The following is a 15683-nucleotide window of genomic DNA, read 5'->3' as shown; positions in this document are numbered from 1 at the left end:
TTCCTTTTCCTATATTGCATCAGATGGACAATTCCTTCGAAAGGTTGTACATATCTTTGTCGAACTCGTTCGCATCATCCGCCGGTTTTGCAAATACATCATCGAGAGGGTATTCGACGAGCTGGTGGCTCTTCATACCGATCGCTGCGGCAATGTTGCCTTTCAGCAGCGATTCGACCGCCCTGGCGCCGAACTGGCTGGCGAGGACGCGGTCCCGAGCAGATGGCGAGCCTCCGCGCTGGATATGACCGAGGACGGACACACGCGTATCGACTTCCTCCTCGGTGATCAGTTTCTCGGCCAGTTCGGATGCCGACATGACACCTTCCGCAACAATGATGATACTGTGCTTCTTGCCGCGCTCCGTCCCCCGCTGAAGCCGCTCGAGGATATTCGGCATGTCATACCGCTCTTCGGGGATAAGGATGGTTTCCGCACCGCCTGCGAGCCCCGCCCATAATGCCAGATCTCCCGCATTGCGCCCCATCACTTCAATGATGAATGTGCGTTCGTGGGATGTCGCTGTGTCACGGATCTTATCGATAGCATCGATGACCGTATTCAGCGCCGTGTCAAAACCGATTGTGAAATCCGTTCCGTTAATGTCATTATCGATTGTTGCGGGGACACATGCAACCGGAATGCCGAGCCGGCTCAGTTCAAGCGCACCGCGGAAAGATCCGTCGCCGCCGATGACGACCACACCTTCGATCGCATGCCGTCTGATCTGCTCCATCGCCCGCTCGCGGCCTTCTTCCGTTGTGAATTCAGGACACCGTGCAGACCTCAGCATCGTACCGCCCCGCTGGATGATATCCCCGACCGAGCCCAGTTGAAGCAGTTCGATTTTGCCGTCGATGAGGCCTTGGTAGCCGTTGAATACACCAGCCACCTCGATCCCTTCGAATATCGCTTTCCGGACGACTGCACGCACTGCAGCATTCATGCCGGGTGCATCACCGCCGCTTGTCAATACAGCAATCTTCTTCATCCTGCCACTCCTTCCTGCTTGATCTGCCATCGGGATCACTGTTCTGTGAATACCCCGATTTTCCGGAATTTATCATATCTGTCCTGGATCAGGGCATCGCGGCCGAGACCTTGCAGTTCACCCAGCCCTTTCTCCAGCATTTTTTTCATTTCCGCTGCCTGCTGTTTCGGATTACGGTGGGCACCGCCGAGCACTTCAGGAATCATATCGTCGATGATGTCCATCTCCTTCAGGTCAGGCGCGGTGATTTTCATCGCTTCCGCAGCGTCTTTCGCATAAGCGGAGTCTTTCCAGAGGATCGAAGCCGCCCCTTCCGGCGAAATGACGGAATACGTCGAGTGCTCCAGCATGTAAATGCGATTGGCGACACCGAGTGCGAGTGCACCGCCGCTGCCCCCTTCGCCGATGACGACTGAGATGACAGGAACTGTCAGGCCGGCCATTTCGACAAGGTTGCGGGCGATCGCTTCGCTCTGTCCGCGCTCTTCTGCTGCACGTCCCGGGTACGCCCCTTTCGTATCGATGAAACAGACGACCGGGCGTCCGAATTTTTCGGCCTGCTTCATGAGACGGAGCGCTTTCCGGTACCCTTCGGGATGCGGCATGCCGAATGTACGCTTCACATTCTCTTTCGTGTCTTTGCCGCGCTGGTGTCCGATGATGGTCATCGGCTGGCCGTTGAAGCAGCCGATGCCGCCTACGATCGCCGCGTCATCGCCGAATGCACGGTCGCCATGGAATTCGATGAAGTCCTCGAACAATTCCCCGATATAATCGTACGTCGTCGGCCGTTCCGGATGGCGCGCGACCTGCACACGTTCCCATGTCTCCATGTTGCCGTAGATCTCGTTTTCAAGCTTTTCGAGCCGGCTGTTCAAGTTTTCGATTTCGTCGGAAAGGTCGACTTCGTTCGTTTCCGTGAACTCTTTCAGTTCCTGGATCTTTTCCCGCAGTCTGATGATCGGTTCTTCGAATGATAGTGTTTTCTTCATTTGGCGGCTTCCTCCTTCGTATGCAGGCGGATGATCCGGGACAGCATATCCTGGAGATCATTGCGGTGGACGACCGCATCCAGCTGGCCGTGGTCCAGCAGAAACTCGGCAGTCTGGAAATTATCAGGCAGTTTTTCACGGACGGTCTGTTCGATGACGCGCCGTCCGGCAAATCCGATCAGCGCTTTCGGTTCCGCGAGGTTGATGTCGCCGACGGACGCGAAGCTTGCAGATACCCCGCCTGTTGTCGGATAGGTCATGACCGAAACATACAGCAGGCCTTTTTCCGCATGACGGTTCAGCGCTACGCTTGTCTTCGCCATCTGCATGAGCGACAGGACGCCTTCCTGCATGCGGGCGCCGCCGCTTGCAGAAAAGATCAGAACCGGCACGCCGAGTTCCGTCGCCTTCTCCACCGCTCTTGTAATCTTTTCACCTACTACCGATCCCATGGAACCCATACGGAAATGAGGATCCATCACAGCGATGGCGACTTCCTGTCCACTGATCTTGCCGGTCCCTGTCAAAACAGCCTCATTGAGACCCGTCTTTTCTGCATCCTTCTTCACTTTTGCCGTGTAGGCCGGGAATTCGAGCGGATTCTCCGTGACGAGATGGTCATCCATCGAAACGAAAGTCCCTTCGTCCATCAGGGAATCAATGCGCTCCTGTGCGGTCATCTTGAAATGGAAATCACACTTCGGGCAGACTTTCAGATTTTTCCCCAATTCCTTCGTCGGTACGACATGCTTGCACTCCGGGCATTTCGTCATGATCCCTTCCGGCACATCGTTCTTGGATTTCGCATTCGGCATGATCGCCTGCTGTTTCTTTGTATTTGTAAATAGATCCCTCAGCATTCGTTTTCGCCCCTTTTTTCCACATTGACAAGTTCAAGCCAATCATCGTAATGATGTATGGCGGACTTGCTGTTGCCGGCCTTGAGCTCGCTCAGCATTCGCACTGCGCATTCCTGCTCGGCTGCCGTCAAGATCCCCTGGTATGGGAGTCGGCTGTATTGTTTCAGTAAAAACCAGATTTTCAGTGACAGCCGGTTTCCGGCGGCTACAAGGAATTCCTTCAGTACGTCTTCACGGACAACCGGTTCGCATTCGCCGATCTTCCGGAGGAACCCATCCCATACAGGAAGGGACCGGAGCTCTGCATCCCCGGCAATCCGCTCGATTGCAGCATGTTCATGGATCCGGCAAGTCCGGTCCACATCGCGCAGCGATTGCGGATGCTGCATGATGAATGCAGACAGGATGTCGACAAGCTGGTGTTTCTTGTAATCTGCCAGAAACGTCCCTTCTCCCCTGCGCGTTTCGATCAGCCCGAGCAGTTCCAGGCTTCTCAGCGCTTCGCGGATCGTGGATCTGCCGACTTGCAGACGCTCTGCAAGCACCCGCTCCGACGGCAGCTTGTCGCCGATCTCGGCTCCTTCTTCTTTGATGATCGTCCGCAGATCACTGACGATATCCAAAAAACGTTTCGATGATGGCCGAGAATTTTCCATTGTCAAACTCCTTTTGCACACCATTCTTGAGTGGTCTGACCACTTTCACTGTATAAGCATACAAAAAAGGGGGCCTTGCGTAAAGGGATAACTGTAAACTATCCGCGCTCTTGCTCCGCCTTGCCGGTATCCGTAATTTGGTCGGCCAGGAGCTGCGGCTGGCCGTTCCTGATTTCCACTTTCCCCCTGCAGACAAGCATTGACTGATCTGTCAGTATACGGCTTGTGGATGCATACACTTTCGGGAACACCGTTACGGAGAGGCTTCCGGTTTCATCTTGCAGTTCGAGGAACGCCATCGCTTCCCCTTTTTTTGTGCGGATCCGTTTGCACTCCACAAGCATCCCGGCGATGGAAATACGCACGCCCGGCTTCATCTCCTGCACATCACTGATCGGTATCGTGCCCTCTTCCAGCGTTTTCTTAAAGGCTGCTGCCGGGTGTTCGGACAGATAGAAACCGAGCACTTCTTTTTCGTAATCGAGACGCTGCATATCCGGCATCGTGCCGGCAGGACTGTATTTCGGACTCGCCAGCCCGTTCAGCATCCCGGCGAACAAGTCCTCACCGCCGGATGGCCGGACGAACAACGCATGCTTCCTCGCCGCTTCGATCGAAGCGAGCAATACTTCACGGGGCTTGCCGAATTCATCGAGCGCCCCTGACTTGATGAGCGGCGGGACCGTCTTATCGTTGAATTGTTCAGCGCCTGCCGCCACCGCCAGATCGAACAGGGTCTTGAGCGGTGCCGACTGATTCCGCGCTTCTTGCACAGCTTTATAGAATTGGAACGGCACTCCTTTGACAGAGGCGATCCCAAGCCGGACCGCATCCCGTTCGGATACAGCAGACCATCTGCTTCTTGTGATCGACGGGCCTAGTACACGGATGCCTTTCGTTTTCATCTCCCCGATATATTCCGTCATCTTTTCCGGAGAGCCTGCGAGCACTGTCAGGCAGGCCGCGTAAAACTGTGCAGGGTGATTCGCCTTGAAATAGGCGAGCTGATAGGAGATGAGCGAGTAGGCGACCGCATGGCTTTTCGGGAAGCCGTAATCCGCGAACTTGACGATCAATTCGTAGATTTCGACGGCTGCCTCTTCCGGGAATCCGTTCCGTACCGCGCCGGCTGCGAAGTGGTTCCTCTCCTGTTCGAGCATCTCGCGCTTTTTCTTGCTGACCGCCCGGCGCAGAAGATCCGCTTCACCGAACGTGAAGCCTGCAATCCGGCTCGCGATCTGCATGATCTGTTCCTGGTAGACGATGATGCCGTATGTCTCCGCCAGGATCGGCTCGAGGGAGGGATGGAGATAGCGGATCGGTTCCATCCCTTTCTTGCGCCGGCTGTAAAGCGGGATGTTTTCCATCGGACCCGGACGGTACAGGGCGCTGATCGCGTAGATATCTTCAAACGAATCCGGCTCGATGTCCCGCAGCGCTTTCCGCATACCCGGGGATTCGAACTGGAACACACCGAGCATATCCCCCCGCCGGAACAGTTCGAATGTCGCTTCGTCGTCAAGCGGCATGGTTTCCAGGTTGACCGTGCGTCCGGTATCTTGGCGGACCGCTTTCCGGATCCTGTCAAGCAGTGTCAGATTGCGGAGTCCGAGGAAGTCCATTTTCAGCAGGCCGGCCTCTTCCGCATCATTCATCGCCCATTGGGTCAGGTAGATCGAATCACCGCCTGCCTGGAGCGGGATGGTTTCCACCAGGGGCTTCGGTGACAGGATGACTCCTGCCGCATGGGTGGATGCGTTTCTCGGCAGCCCTTCCAGCGCGAGGGAGGCGTCCATCCACTTTTGCCGGACTTCTTCCTTTGCAATCCATTCTTTCAAGGGAGCCGACTGGCCGATCCGCTCTTTCAATGCAGCGCCATGTACGGCAGCCAGGCTTTTGGAGATGAACGCCAGGTCTTCGTTCGGGAAGCCGAATACACGTGCGGTGTTCCGCGCCACCGATTTTGCCGACAGCGTGCCGGACGTGACGATCTGCGCGACGTGCGCTTTTCCATATTTGTGCGCAACGTATTCCACGACTTCCAGGCGCCGTGTATCCGCGAAATCGACATCGATATCCGGCATCGTGACCCGGTTCTTATTCAGGAACCGTTCGAAGATCAGCCCATACCGGATCGGGTCGACCGCGGTGATACCGAGCGAGAAGGCGACGAGCGAGCCGGCGGACGATCCGCGGCCCGGACCCACTTCGATGTCATTCCGCTTGGCATACTCGATGAAGTCCTGGACGATCAGGAAATAATCAGCATAGCCCATGGAGACGATGACCTCCAGTTCATAGCGGAGACGTTCCTCATAGGCTTCAGGGATCTGCCGGATTTTACGTTCCAGCCCTTCCCGGCACAGACGGCCGAGCAGTTCTGCTGCCGTATCCCCTACTGGAACAGGAAAACGCGGCATCAGCAATTGTTTCTCCGGGAGATCGACCTTACACGACAGCAGCAGATCAGCCGCCTGCTGCAGCCATTGCTCGTTTCCGCGGAACCATTCCGCAAGTTCACGTGCCTCCGGTATGTACGCATCTTTATGCAGATTCACGGGGCGCGCAGGATCATTCAGCTTGTAGCCGTCCCGGATGGCCTGGGCCGTTTCATAACTGAAGGCGTCTTCCGGGTCGATGAACCTTGCTTCACTGCATGCGAGGATGGGCAGCCCTGCGGTTTCCGCAAGCTGCACGATTGTTTGTTCTTCCTCATGGACGCTGCCGCCCGGACGAGCGACTCCGATGTACAGACTGTCCGGATCGATCTCCCTGGCGATCCGTCCGATGACAGGTTCTGAACGGAACGGATCCCAAGAAGGCGACGTCAGCGGAAGGACAGCCGCGCAGTTCGCCGTGTAGGCGTGCAGCCATTTCTCGGGAAGGTCGCCGGACTCCCGCGTCGCTGCTGCACTGCTCGCTTTCATGAGCTGTTTGAAGCCCTCTTCGTTTTTTGCATATAGATAGAAAAGTGCCGTTCCCCCTTCCGTCAGTTCGACAGATAGTGACAGGCCGATCACCGGGTGGATGCCGTATTTCGTCATCACTTTCCAGAACGAGCGGACGCCGGACAGCGAGGAATTGACGATGGCAGCGGAAACAGCTCCTCTTCTGTTCAGAAGAGGAGCCAGCCGGTCGAGTTTTATGATGCCGTTCAGGAAATCGGCTCCGGTGATCAGTTGTGGATATACAAGGGTCATCGTCCATCCCTCCAATCATTCGTGATGCGCACACATCGCTTTCAGTTTCAGGATGACTTGGTCCGCCTCTTCCCATGAAAAGACGGAAGCGCCTGCAGCGAGCGGATGGCCGCCGCCGCCATATTCGGCTGCAAGTCCGTTGATGACGGTCTTTTTCGAACGGAGCCGGACGCGGATCTGATCGGGTTCCTCCACAAAGATCAGCCAGGCGCAGATCCCCTTGACATCACCGAGGGAACTGACGAGCGAGGACGTCTCTTGCGGCTGTACGCCGAATTCATCCAGGATCGCTTTTGTCAGTTTGATATACGCCGCTCCGTTTTCGTCCATCTGGAAGTTCTGGTAGACATACCCCTGCAGATGCAGCAGGCTGCGCTCCACTTCATACATGCCCGCAAAGATCTGCTGCCGGTCGAAATCATACTTGATGAGTTCGCTTGCCGCTTCGAATGTCCGGCCGGTTGCACTCGGATACATGAAACGGCCGGTATCACCGACAATACCTGCAAACAGCAGGCGGGCCGCCTCGTCAGGCATCTTCCAGCCCTTATAGGCACTGCCTTCCTTATATAGTTCGTAGATCATTTCCGAGCAGGAACTCGCTTCCGTATCGACCCAGATGAGATCGCCATATGGATCGACGTTCGGATGGTGGTCGATTTTTACGAGGCAGCTGCCATTGGCATAAGACTGTCCATCGACCCGGTCGGTGTTGGCCGTATCCGTGACGATGACGAGCGCCCCTTCGTACTGCTCCTCCGTCACGTCGTCCTGTCCTGCCAGGAATGCGAGCTGTCCGTCATCACTGCCGGCGGCGAAGACCGTCTTTTCCGGGTAATTCCCTTCGATCAGTTTCTTCAGGCCGACCTGCGAACCGAACGCATCCGGATCCGGACGGACGTGGCGATGGATGATGATGGTCGTATACTTTTCAATTGTGTCGATGATTTGTCTGTTCATTGGCCGTTTCCCCCATTGTACAAATAATTGCGTTCGCATTTGTTGCAAAAAGCCGCTACAATGGAAGAAGTGTTTGTTTCCAATGGAGGGCTCACGTTATGAAGACACTCAATTTCGTGCTCGTGTTTCTGATCATTGCATCGGCAGTGTTCTATTTCTATTTCAAAACAAGACAATTCCGTACGAGTCACGTATTTCCGATCCGCAAGAAAATGTTCGCCGCCAAAGCGGGAATGTTCCTAGGTGTGATGCTTGCTGTGTTCGGCATCAACCAGCTTCTCTTATTCGACGGCGCGCTCACGTATATCGTCTCTGCGGTGTTCATCCTGCTGGGCGGTTATGTATCCATCTTCAACTGGCGTGCCACGCAGCACTATAACCGGTTTGTCGATGAAGAGACGGAATTGAACTCACGCTGATGCCTTTTTTGCATCAGCGTTTTTTCATCGTTCCAGCAGCTGGTATGTAACGAGCGCTTTGCCCATCAGTTCGTCCCCTGTGTAGATGGAGATGTCCATCTTGACGACGCGCCGGCTCAAGTGCAGGATGTCCGGGATGACTTCAACCGTGCTGCCGAGCTGGATGTGTTTCATGAAATAGATCGTGACATTTTCCGGGACACTTTCCCCGCGTTTGACGAGTTTGATGGCCCGATTGCCGGTCTCAGCAAGCAGTGTCATGAGTGCGCCGTAAGAAAGTGTGCCGAACTGGTTCGTCATCTGCGGGATGACTTCGAAGAGGATCTGGTCGGGGTGCTCCTCACTTTCGTGCATCTGGCTTTTCACGATGTCATCGATCGTCTGCCCATGCTGCGGCTGACGCTGAACCATCTGAAACGCCTTCAGCACATCCTGACGGCTCAGGACGCCATCCAGCATGCCGGATTCCGTAACAACCGGCAGCAGGTCGATCCCTTCCCACACCATACTGTGTCCGGCCGATGCGACGCTCATGTTGCGTGTCGCAGTGATCGGGTCCTCCGTCATCACTCTGCCGATCGGTTCCGCATCCTCCTTGCCGACAACATCCTTTGACGTCACCATTCCGACGACGCGGCCGTTCCTGTCGATGACCGGAAAAGCGGAATGGGATGTCTTCCGGCTCACTTCGTTGAACCGTCCGACCGTATCCTGGATCGACAGGGCCACTGTGTTCGCCAGGGAGTGCTGGATGTCTTCGACAAGCAGGATATCCTTTTCGATCATCTGATCCGAGATGGCCCGATCGAGCATTGTCGCGACAGTGAAGGAGTCATAGCTTGTCGATATGACAGGCAGATCTTGTGCGTCCGCAAGCTCTTTCACTTCGTCCGCAGCATCGAACCCGCCTGTGACCAATACGGCAGAGCCTGCATTGATCGCCAGAAGATGCGCTTTCTGGCGGTTGCCGACAATCAGGAGACTGCCGGGCTCTATATAGCGCCGGATATCCTCGAGCTGCATCGCCCCGATCAGGAACTTCGTCAGTGTCTTATGCAGTCCGCCTGCACCCCCAAGGACGCTGCCATCCACAATCTTGACAACTTCTGCAAATGTAAGCCGTTCGATGTTCTCTTTTTTCTTCTTTTCGATCCGGATCGTACCGACCCGTTCGATTGTGTTGACCAATTTCTTGTTTTCCGCTTCCTTGATGGCCCGATAGGCGGTGCCTTCACTGACGGTCAGCGCGCGTGCGATCTGCCGGACGGAGATCTTCTCTCCGACCGGCAGTTCCTCGATATGGCGCAGGATCTGTTCGTGCTTTGTCGTCATGTCGTTCACCTTTTTCTTCTGGCTGCCTTGCGTTTAGTTTACCATAATTTCTCGAAAAAAACCGTGCTGCCCGAGATTTCACTCAGCCAGCACGGGGGGGTTCACAGCGACAGCGATTCGCCGGGTTCCATTATTTTCGATTCATGATGTTTGACGAGCTCCGTGAATGCAGCAGGGTCCTGCTGGATGGGCGGGAACGTATTGAAGTGCACAGGGACTGCCAGTTTCGAGTTCAGCAGTTCGACAGCATATGCCGCATCCTCCGGTCCCATCGTGAAGTTATCGCCGATCGGCAGAAACGCCACATCAATATCGTTCCGCTTTCCGATCAGTTCCATATCTCCGAACAGCGATGTGTCTCCTGCATGGTAGATTGTTTTTCCTTCCGCTGTAAACAGGATTCCTGCAGGCATGCCTGTATAGATGATCTGCCCATCTTCTGTCGTATACGAAGAGCTGTGGAAGGCTTTCGTATATTTCACCGTACCGAAATCGAACTTCTTCGCTCCCCCGATATTCATGCCGTGCGTATGGAGTCCCTGCCAGCCGAGCCAGACCGCCAATTCGTTCGGCGCGACGACAAGCGCATCGCATGATTTCGCGATAGCGATCGTATCACCGACATGATCATTATGTCCGTGCGTCAGCAGGATGACGTCCGGTTTCTGTTCATCCGCCTTCAAGTCTGTCAGATCGTTGTCCGTGATGTACGGGTCGATCAGAATTTCCTTCCCGCCTGTTTTCACTTTTACAATTGAATGGCCATGATATGAGATTTCCAATTCATCCGACACCTCCATTACATATTCTTTCCTCTCTCCCGGATTCGCGAAACCTGCCGGAAATCCTCTTTTTTGATATGATGGACCATGTATATAAAGGAGGAATCATTTTGAACAGACTTGAAACAATCCAGCAATACTTGACAGACCACCAGACGGATGCGGCATTCGTGACGACGCCGGATAACATTTTCTATTTGTCAGGGTTCAGCAGCGATCCTCATGAGCGCCTTCTCGGTATCATGATCTTCAAGGACGCCGAGCCGTTCATCGTCTGTCCGCTGATGGAAGTCCCCGATGTCAAAGCGGCTGGCTGGTCATTCGAGACCGTCGGATACCAGGACACGGACGATGCGTGGGAATTCGTCAAGGAGGCGGTAGGACGCAAGACGGATGAAATCAGTTCGATTGCAATCGAGAAATCCCACTTGACTGTGGAACGCCTTGAGCGGATGGAAGAACTGTTTGCGGGCGCGACGATTTCCCGTCTGGACGAGCAGCTCAATGCGATGCGCAGCCGGAAAGATGAGTCCGAACTGAACTTGCTGCGTGAAGCAGCCGCGCTTGCCGATTATGCAATCGAAGTCGCACGCGATACGATCACGGAAGGGATGACCGAGCTGGAACTGCAGACAGCGATCGAGCTCGCGCTGAAGAAGAAAGGCGTCGAGAAGATGTCGTTCGCAACGACGGTGCTGACCGGCACGAAAACGGCTTCACCGCACGGCACACCTGGTGAACGGAAGATCGAGCAAGGCGATTTCGTCCTCCTCGACCTCGGTGTCGTCCACAAGGGCTACTGCTCGGACATCACACGGACACTCGCGTTCGGCGAGCCGTCTGAAGCCCAGAAGGACATTTACGAAGCGGTCCGCCGCGCGAACCAAGCTGCTATCGATCTCGTAAAGCCTGGCGTAACCGCGCGCGAACTGGACAAGGCTTCCCGGGATGTCATCGACGAAGCAGGCTATGGCGAATACTTCACCCACCGTCTTGGGCATGGTCTCGGCATTTCGGTGCACGAATTCCCTTCCATTCACGGAGCGAATGACTTCCAGCTCGACGAAGGCATGGTCTTCACAATCGAGCCGGGCATCTATGATTCGTCGATCACCGGTGTCCGGATTGAGGATGATGTGGTCGTCACCGCAGCTGGTGTGGAAGTGATGACGAAGTTCCCGAAAGAATTGACAATTATCCGATGACTGGAGCTGCCCGCTTTGTGCGGGCGGTTTTTTTGTGGGCTGGATTTGTGTGGGCTTTGGTTTGAGCGTTTGTGGGGGGCTTGAGCGTTCGGAGGGCTTGCTTGAGCGTTCCGGGGGCTGCTTGAGCGTTCCGCAGGCTGCTTGAGCGTTCCGAAGAAGGAATTGAGCGGTCAGCCGCTGGATTGGATCACTCGCCGGACCTGCCGGCATTCCAAGCAATAGAAAACCCCCGGCTCGATAAACCCGGGCCGGGGGTTTCTGTGATCAGCCGAGCAGTGACTCAGCCGATACGTATTCAAGTGACTGTGCTTCTGCAACAGCCTGGTATGTGACGTGGCCGCCGATCGTGTTGAGGCCTTTGCGCAATACTTCGTTGTCGAGGCATGCCTGCTTGTAGCCTTTGTTCGCGATCTGCAGGGCATACGGCACGGTGACGTTCGTCAGTGCCATCGTCGAAGTGCGCGGCACAGCGCCCGGCATGTTGGCGACCGCATAGTGGACGACGCCGTGCTTGACGTATGTCGGTTCATCGTGCGTTGTCACACGGTCGGTCGTTGCGAAGATACCGCCCTGATCGATTGCGATGTCGACGAGTACGGAGCCCGGCGACATGGACTTCACCATTTCCTCGCTCACGAGCTTCGGTGCACGGGCACCCGGGATGAGGACACAGCCGATGACGAGATCCGCGTCCTTCACGGAGTTCGCGATGTTGAACGGGTTCGAGACGAGTGTCTGGACGTCCTTGCCGAAGATCTCGTCGAGCTGGCGGAGACGTTCCACCGACAGGTCGAGGATGGTGACGCGCGCCCCCATGCCGATTGCAATGCGGGCAGCGTTCGTGCCGGCCTGTCCGCCGCCGATGATCGTCACGTTGCCGCGGTCGACACCCGGTACGCCGGACAGCAGGATCCCTTTGCCGCCTTCCAGTTTCTCGAGGTACTGCGCGCCGATCTGCGTCGCCATCCGGCCGGCCACTTCACTCATCGGTGCAAGCAGCGGCAGGAGTCCGCTCGGCAGCTGGACCGTCTCGTAGGCGATCGAGGTCACCTTGTTGTCGACAAGCGCTTTCGTCAGCTCCTCCTCATGTGCCAGATGCAAGTATGTGAACAGGATGAGGCCTTCACGCAGATATCCGTATTCCGACGCAATCGGCTCCTTCACTTTCATGACCATCTCCGCACCCCATGCTTCCGCAGCGGAATCGACGATCACCGCACCGACTTCGCGGTAGTCCTCGTCCGTGAAGTTCGATCCGAGTCCTGCGCCAGTTTCAATCAGCACTTCATGTCCGGCAGACTTCAGGTTGAAGACGCCGGCGGGTGTCATCGCGACACGGTTTTCATTGTTCTTGACCTCTTTTGGTACGCCAATACGCATTAGTAGTTCCCCCTTAAGATTGAAGTACGGCTGTTCAGTATGTACCGTTCAGACCTTTTCACCATTAGTGTAGCAGATCCGCATATGATTTGCCGAATAATTTCATCTGATTGTCACCATTGTTCCTTATCCATTTCATAGACGAGGCAGGAATTCTGCCGGGAAATGGCGTATACTGTCTATAGAACGATAAATTCAAAGAGCAGGAGTGTGATTCCTATGTCATTAGTGTACAACCAGATTATCGTCGCAGTTGATGGATCGAAAGAATCCGAGTGGGCGTTCAAAAAGGCTGTTGCGATTGCAAAACGGAACGATGCAAACTTGAATCTGGTGAATATTATCGATACACGATCGTACTCTGCCGTGGAAGCGTATGACCGTTCCATCGCGGAACGCGCCCAGTCCTATGCAGTCGATCTGCTGGAAGGTTATAAAGACCATGCCGCTGAAGCGGGTCTGACTCATGTGAACATCATCGTGGAATACGGGTCGCCGAAAACGATGATTCCCCGTGAAATCCCCAAAAAGATCGAAGCGGATCTCATCATCTGCGGGGCTACCGGCCTGAATCCTGTCGAACGGTTCCTGATCGGCAGCGTCTCCGAGAACATTGTACGTGCAGCGAAATGTGATGTGCTCGTCGTCCGTACACCGGAAAACGAAGACATCCACTAACCAGCACAAAGTAAATAGCTTGCGGGGCTGCCGGTTCATCCGGTGTCCCGCAAGCTTTTTCTTCATCCTTCCTGTACCCAATCCTCAAGCTTCACAAAGAACGACAGCATCGCCTGTTTGTCCGTCATCTCAGGGACATTTGCCAGAAGAACATCAGGTGCCGCCGTTTTATCGGCAGACGGCTTCTGCAGAATCAGGATGCTTTTCGCCTGTGCCGCATTTTTGAACAAGGAGGACGGCAGCTGCAGGACGGCCCTGATGACCGTATGCTTCTTCAAATACGTATGCAGCAGTCCGGACTGTGCAGACTCGAATAAGGAAGAGGGAACGAGGAAGATGCCGTGCGCCCCCTCTTTCAGGTGCTTCATCGTCTGTTCGATGAACAGGTGATGTGCATACGCATGTCCTTCTGCCGGCATCATTTCAAAATTGAGCCCATTGTCGTCATCCGGATAATAGCCGACAGGGAGATCACATACTGCCAGATCTGCCGGATCGATCAGCAGCGGGCGCAGGGCGTCCTGGACAAAGATCTCGGCTTCCTGCTCCAGCAGATCCGCAGCCGCTGCCATAAGACGGGCAAGGAGTTCGTCGATTTCAACAGCTGCCGCTGATGATGGACGCTCCATCATGTTCATGACCGTGAACAGCAAGTTCCCTGTTCCGGCTGCAAGATCTGTGATCCGTATATATTCCTGTCCCGCAGTGAGCAGTTCTGCAATCCGTCCGATCAGCATGCCGATTGCATCCGGTGTCATCTGATGATTCGGCTGCACGTTCTGCCGCATTCCTTTCAGAATTGCGAGCTGCAGCCCTCTCCGTATTTCCTCTTTTGCCACTTCGCCCTGCAGATCGGGCGCGGCTTTTCCTTCTGCCCATGCGCGGCATGCGGTGACGAGCTGCTCCAAGTAGAGCTGGTCTCCCTTCTCCGCTGCACCATCCAAGTAGGTGAAGATCTGTTCCGTATTGCTTTTCATAAGTCATCCCTCTTTTTCGTTTGTTACTGCATTTTAAAAATGAGCGCGTGTGCGGAGAAAAACCCATCCGGCAGCCGGATGGGTGAACAGGCAGCGCAGAGCTGCCTTATACAGACACAATCAGTTTCTTGACGGTCTCCAGTGCTTCCAGGTAATCCGGATGGTCCGTCACTTCATTCACATATTCCGAATAGGCGACTGTGCCATCCGGTTCGATGACAAAAATTGCACGGGCCAAAAGCCGGAGCTCCTCGATAACAACGCCGTACGCGCTGCCGAACGACAGATCGCGATGGTCGGACAGCACTTGCAGATTACCGATTTCTTCAACCGACCGGTACCGCGCCTGTGCAAATGGCAGATCTGCAGAAATTGTCAGCACTTCCGCCTTGTCACCCAGTTTTCCTGCTTCATCATTGAATCGGTGGGTCTGTTTTGCACAAACACCTGTGTCGATGGAAGGGACGACACTGATGAGCCTGACTTTGCCTCCAGCACCTTCGAAAGTGACAGGCTGCAGATCATTGCCGATCACAGTGAAGTCCGGTGCTTTGTCTCCGGCTCGGAGCTGAGTGCCGAGCAGTGTGACCGGCTTGTTCTGGAATGTAATGGATGTCATACGTTTTGCGCTCCTTTCGTGGTCCCTCCATCTTACTAGACGGACTGCTCCCCTTGCAACTGAGCACGTCCGGCAGTTGTCCGGACAACGTCAGCAACAGCCTTCTCATATACTTGTTCGTGTATAACTTCCGTATCCGCGAACAAGTCATGCAGCGCTTCTTTATGCGGCATGAAGACGACGAGCAGGTAAGGGATGACGAGCGTCTTCGAGATATAGCGGCCGATCACTTCCCGGAACAGCAGACTGCTCCAGCTTAAGCGCCCTCCCGCTTTACGCACAACACGGATTCCGCAGATCATCTTGCCGGCCGTCTGTCCGAAGTATCTCGTCATCAGCAGGAAGTAGGCCAGGAAAACGATGAGCATGACCGCTTTGTACGGACTGTATAACAGAAAAATCGGATCGGTGATCGCCCAGTCGAAAACCCGGAACACCGGTTTGACGATCAGCCCGCTAATGGCACTGATGATGATCAGATCGATCAGATACGCCCAGAAGCGGATCCAGAATCCCGCAGGCTTTCTCCGGAATTCGTCCGCTCTCTGCACAACCTCCTCTGACGCACGGTTTTCCGCCGGGAGTTCACTAGCTGCTGCTGGTTCCAATTGGTCAGACATTCGGGTCCCTCC

Annotated in this window: 15 protein-coding genes; 3 read left to right on the top strand and 12 right to left on the bottom strand. The window is 55.0% G+C overall.

Features of this window, described 5'->3' with window-relative positions; translation table 11 throughout:
• Positions 1–19: 19 nt before the first annotated feature.
• The 6 genes from pfkA to BN1190_RS06565 form a co-directional block, all read right to left on the bottom strand.
• A complete protein-coding gene (gene pfkA / locus BN1190_RS06590; protein ID WP_040286196.1) occupies positions 20–991 on the bottom strand; it encodes a 6-phosphofructokinase in 972 nt (323 codons plus the stop codon).
• A gap of 35 nt (positions 992–1026) precedes the next feature.
• Positions 1027–1983 (bottom strand): acetyl-CoA carboxylase carboxyltransferase subunit alpha, encoded by a 957-nt coding sequence (locus tag BN1190_RS06585; RefSeq protein ID WP_040286195.1) that lies wholly within the window; start codon positions 1981–1983, stop codon positions 1027–1029.
• Complete coding sequence (accD, locus tag BN1190_RS06580) at positions 1980–2843, bottom strand: acetyl-CoA carboxylase, carboxyltransferase subunit beta (protein WP_040286194.1); 864 nt, start codon at positions 2841–2843, stop codon at positions 1980–1982. The genes BN1190_RS06585 and accD overlap by 4 nt, the downstream gene beginning before the upstream one ends.
• Complete coding sequence (locus BN1190_RS06575) at positions 2837–3499, bottom strand: FadR/GntR family transcriptional regulator (RefSeq protein WP_040286193.1); 663 nt, start codon at positions 3497–3499, stop codon at positions 2837–2839. The genes accD and BN1190_RS06575 overlap by 7 nt, the downstream gene beginning before the upstream one ends.
• A 98-nt stretch (positions 3500–3597) precedes the next feature.
• Positions 3598–6699 carry a DNA polymerase III subunit alpha gene (locus BN1190_RS06570; RefSeq protein WP_052461731.1) on the bottom strand — a complete coding sequence of 1034 codons (3102 nt, stop codon included), beginning with the start codon at positions 6697–6699 and terminating at the stop codon, positions 3598–3600.
• A 15-nt stretch (positions 6700–6714) separates the two neighbouring features.
• Positions 6715–7659: a DHH family phosphoesterase gene (locus BN1190_RS06565; RefSeq protein WP_040286192.1), complete on the bottom strand. Its 945-nt coding sequence runs from the start codon at positions 7657–7659 to the stop codon at positions 6715–6717.
• 98 nt (positions 7660–7757) lie between these two features.
• On the opposite strand from BN1190_RS06565, the gene BN1190_RS06560 reads away from it, so the two are divergent.
• A complete protein-coding gene (locus tag BN1190_RS06560) occupies positions 7758–8078 on the top strand; it encodes a YtpI family protein (RefSeq protein WP_040286191.1) in 321 nt (106 codons plus the stop codon).
• 24 nt (positions 8079–8102) lie between these two features.
• On the opposite strand, the gene BN1190_RS06555 is transcribed toward BN1190_RS06560, so the two are convergent.
• Positions 8103–9410 (bottom strand): DRTGG domain-containing protein, encoded by a 1308-nt coding sequence (locus BN1190_RS06555; RefSeq protein WP_040286190.1) that lies wholly within the window; start codon positions 9408–9410, stop codon positions 8103–8105.
• A gap of 101 nt (positions 9411–9511) precedes the next feature.
• The gene (locus BN1190_RS06550; protein ID WP_040287174.1) at positions 9512–10192 is read right to left on the bottom strand and encodes a metal-dependent hydrolase; all 681 of its coding nucleotides are present in this window, start codon (positions 10190–10192) and stop codon (positions 9512–9514) included.
• Positions 10193–10302: 110 nt separating this feature from the next.
• Between BN1190_RS06550 and BN1190_RS06545 the strand changes: the two genes are divergently transcribed.
• Entirely contained in the window at positions 10303–11397 is a 1095-nt protein-coding gene (locus tag BN1190_RS06545; RefSeq protein WP_040286189.1) for a M24 family metallopeptidase, read from the top strand.
• Between the two features lie 264 nt (positions 11398–11661).
• On the opposite strand, the gene ald is transcribed toward BN1190_RS06545, so the two are convergent.
• Positions 11662–12777 (bottom strand): alanine dehydrogenase, encoded by a 1116-nt coding sequence (ald, locus tag BN1190_RS06540; RefSeq protein ID WP_040286188.1) that lies wholly within the window; start codon positions 12775–12777, stop codon positions 11662–11664.
• Positions 12778–12996: 219 nt separating this feature from the next.
• Here ald and BN1190_RS06535 point away from each other — a divergent pair, with 219 nt between their 5' ends.
• The gene (locus BN1190_RS06535; protein ID WP_040286187.1) at positions 12997–13455 is read left to right on the top strand and encodes a universal stress protein; all 459 of its coding nucleotides are present in this window, start codon (positions 12997–12999) and stop codon (positions 13453–13455) included.
• 62 nt (positions 13456–13517) lie between these two features.
• Here BN1190_RS06535 and BN1190_RS06530 read toward each other — a convergent pair whose 3' ends face one another.
• The 3 genes from BN1190_RS06530 to BN1190_RS06520 all read right to left on the bottom strand — a co-directional run bounded on the left by BN1190_RS06530 (position 13518) and on the right by BN1190_RS06520 (position 15671).
• Entirely contained in the window at positions 13518–14432 is a 915-nt protein-coding gene (locus BN1190_RS06530; protein WP_040286186.1) for a class I SAM-dependent methyltransferase, read from the bottom strand.
• Positions 14433–14538: 106 nt separating this feature from the next.
• A complete protein-coding gene (gene tpx, locus BN1190_RS06525; protein WP_040286185.1) occupies positions 14539–15051 on the bottom strand; it encodes a thiol peroxidase in 513 nt (170 codons plus the stop codon).
• 35 nt (positions 15052–15086) lie between these two features.
• Positions 15087–15671 carry an RDD family protein gene (locus BN1190_RS06520; RefSeq protein ID WP_040286184.1) on the bottom strand — a complete coding sequence of 195 codons (585 nt, stop codon included), beginning with the start codon at positions 15669–15671 and terminating at the stop codon, positions 15087–15089.
• Positions 15672–15683 lie beyond the last annotated feature (12 nt).

Source organism: Sporosarcina koreensis (assembly GCF_000826145.2).
Lineage (GTDB): Bacteria > Bacillota > Bacilli > Bacillales_A > Planococcaceae > Sporosarcina > Sporosarcina trichiuri.
Note: the sequence above shows the minus strand (reverse complement) of the source record. Positions and strands in the feature narration are given on the sequence as shown.

Coding starts and splice junctions, on each gene's coding strand:
- pfkA (WP_040286196.1), bottom strand. CDS start 991: ATGAAGAAGATTGCTGTATTGACAAGCGGCGGTGATGCACCCGGCATG.
- BN1190_RS06585 (WP_040286195.1), bottom strand. CDS start 1,983: ATGAAGAAAACACTATCATTCGAAGAACCGATCATCAGACTGCGGGAA.
- accD (WP_040286194.1), bottom strand. CDS start 2,843: ATGCTGAGGGATCTATTTACAAATACAAAGAAACAGCAGGCGATCATG.
- BN1190_RS06575 (WP_040286193.1), bottom strand. CDS start 3,499: ATGGAAAATTCTCGGCCATCATCGAAACGTTTTTTGGATATCGTCAGT.
- BN1190_RS06570 (WP_052461731.1), bottom strand. CDS start 6,699: ATGACCCTTGTATATCCACAACTGATCACCGGAGCCGATTTCCTGAAC.
- BN1190_RS06565 (WP_040286192.1), bottom strand. CDS start 7,659: ATGAACAGACAAATCATCGACACAATTGAAAAGTATACGACCATCATC.
- BN1190_RS06560 (WP_040286191.1), top strand. CDS start 7,758: ATGAAGACACTCAATTTCGTGCTCGTGTTTCTGATCATTGCATCGGCA.
- BN1190_RS06555 (WP_040286190.1), bottom strand. CDS start 9,410: ATGACGACAAAGCACGAACAGATCCTGCGCCATATCGAGGAACTGCCG.
- ald (WP_040286188.1), bottom strand. CDS start 12,777: ATGCGTATTGGCGTACCAAAAGAGGTCAAGAACAATGAAAACCGTGTC.
- BN1190_RS06535 (WP_040286187.1), top strand. CDS start 12,997: ATGTCATTAGTGTACAACCAGATTATCGTCGCAGTTGATGGATCGAAA.
- BN1190_RS06530 (WP_040286186.1), bottom strand. CDS start 14,432: ATGAAAAGCAATACGGAACAGATCTTCACCTACTTGGATGGTGCAGCG.
- tpx (WP_040286185.1), bottom strand. CDS start 15,051: ATGACATCCATTACATTCCAGAACAAGCCGGTCACACTGCTCGGCACT.
- BN1190_RS06520 (WP_040286184.1), bottom strand. CDS start 15,671: ATGTCTGACCAATTGGAACCAGCAGCAGCTAGTGAACTCCCGGCGGAA.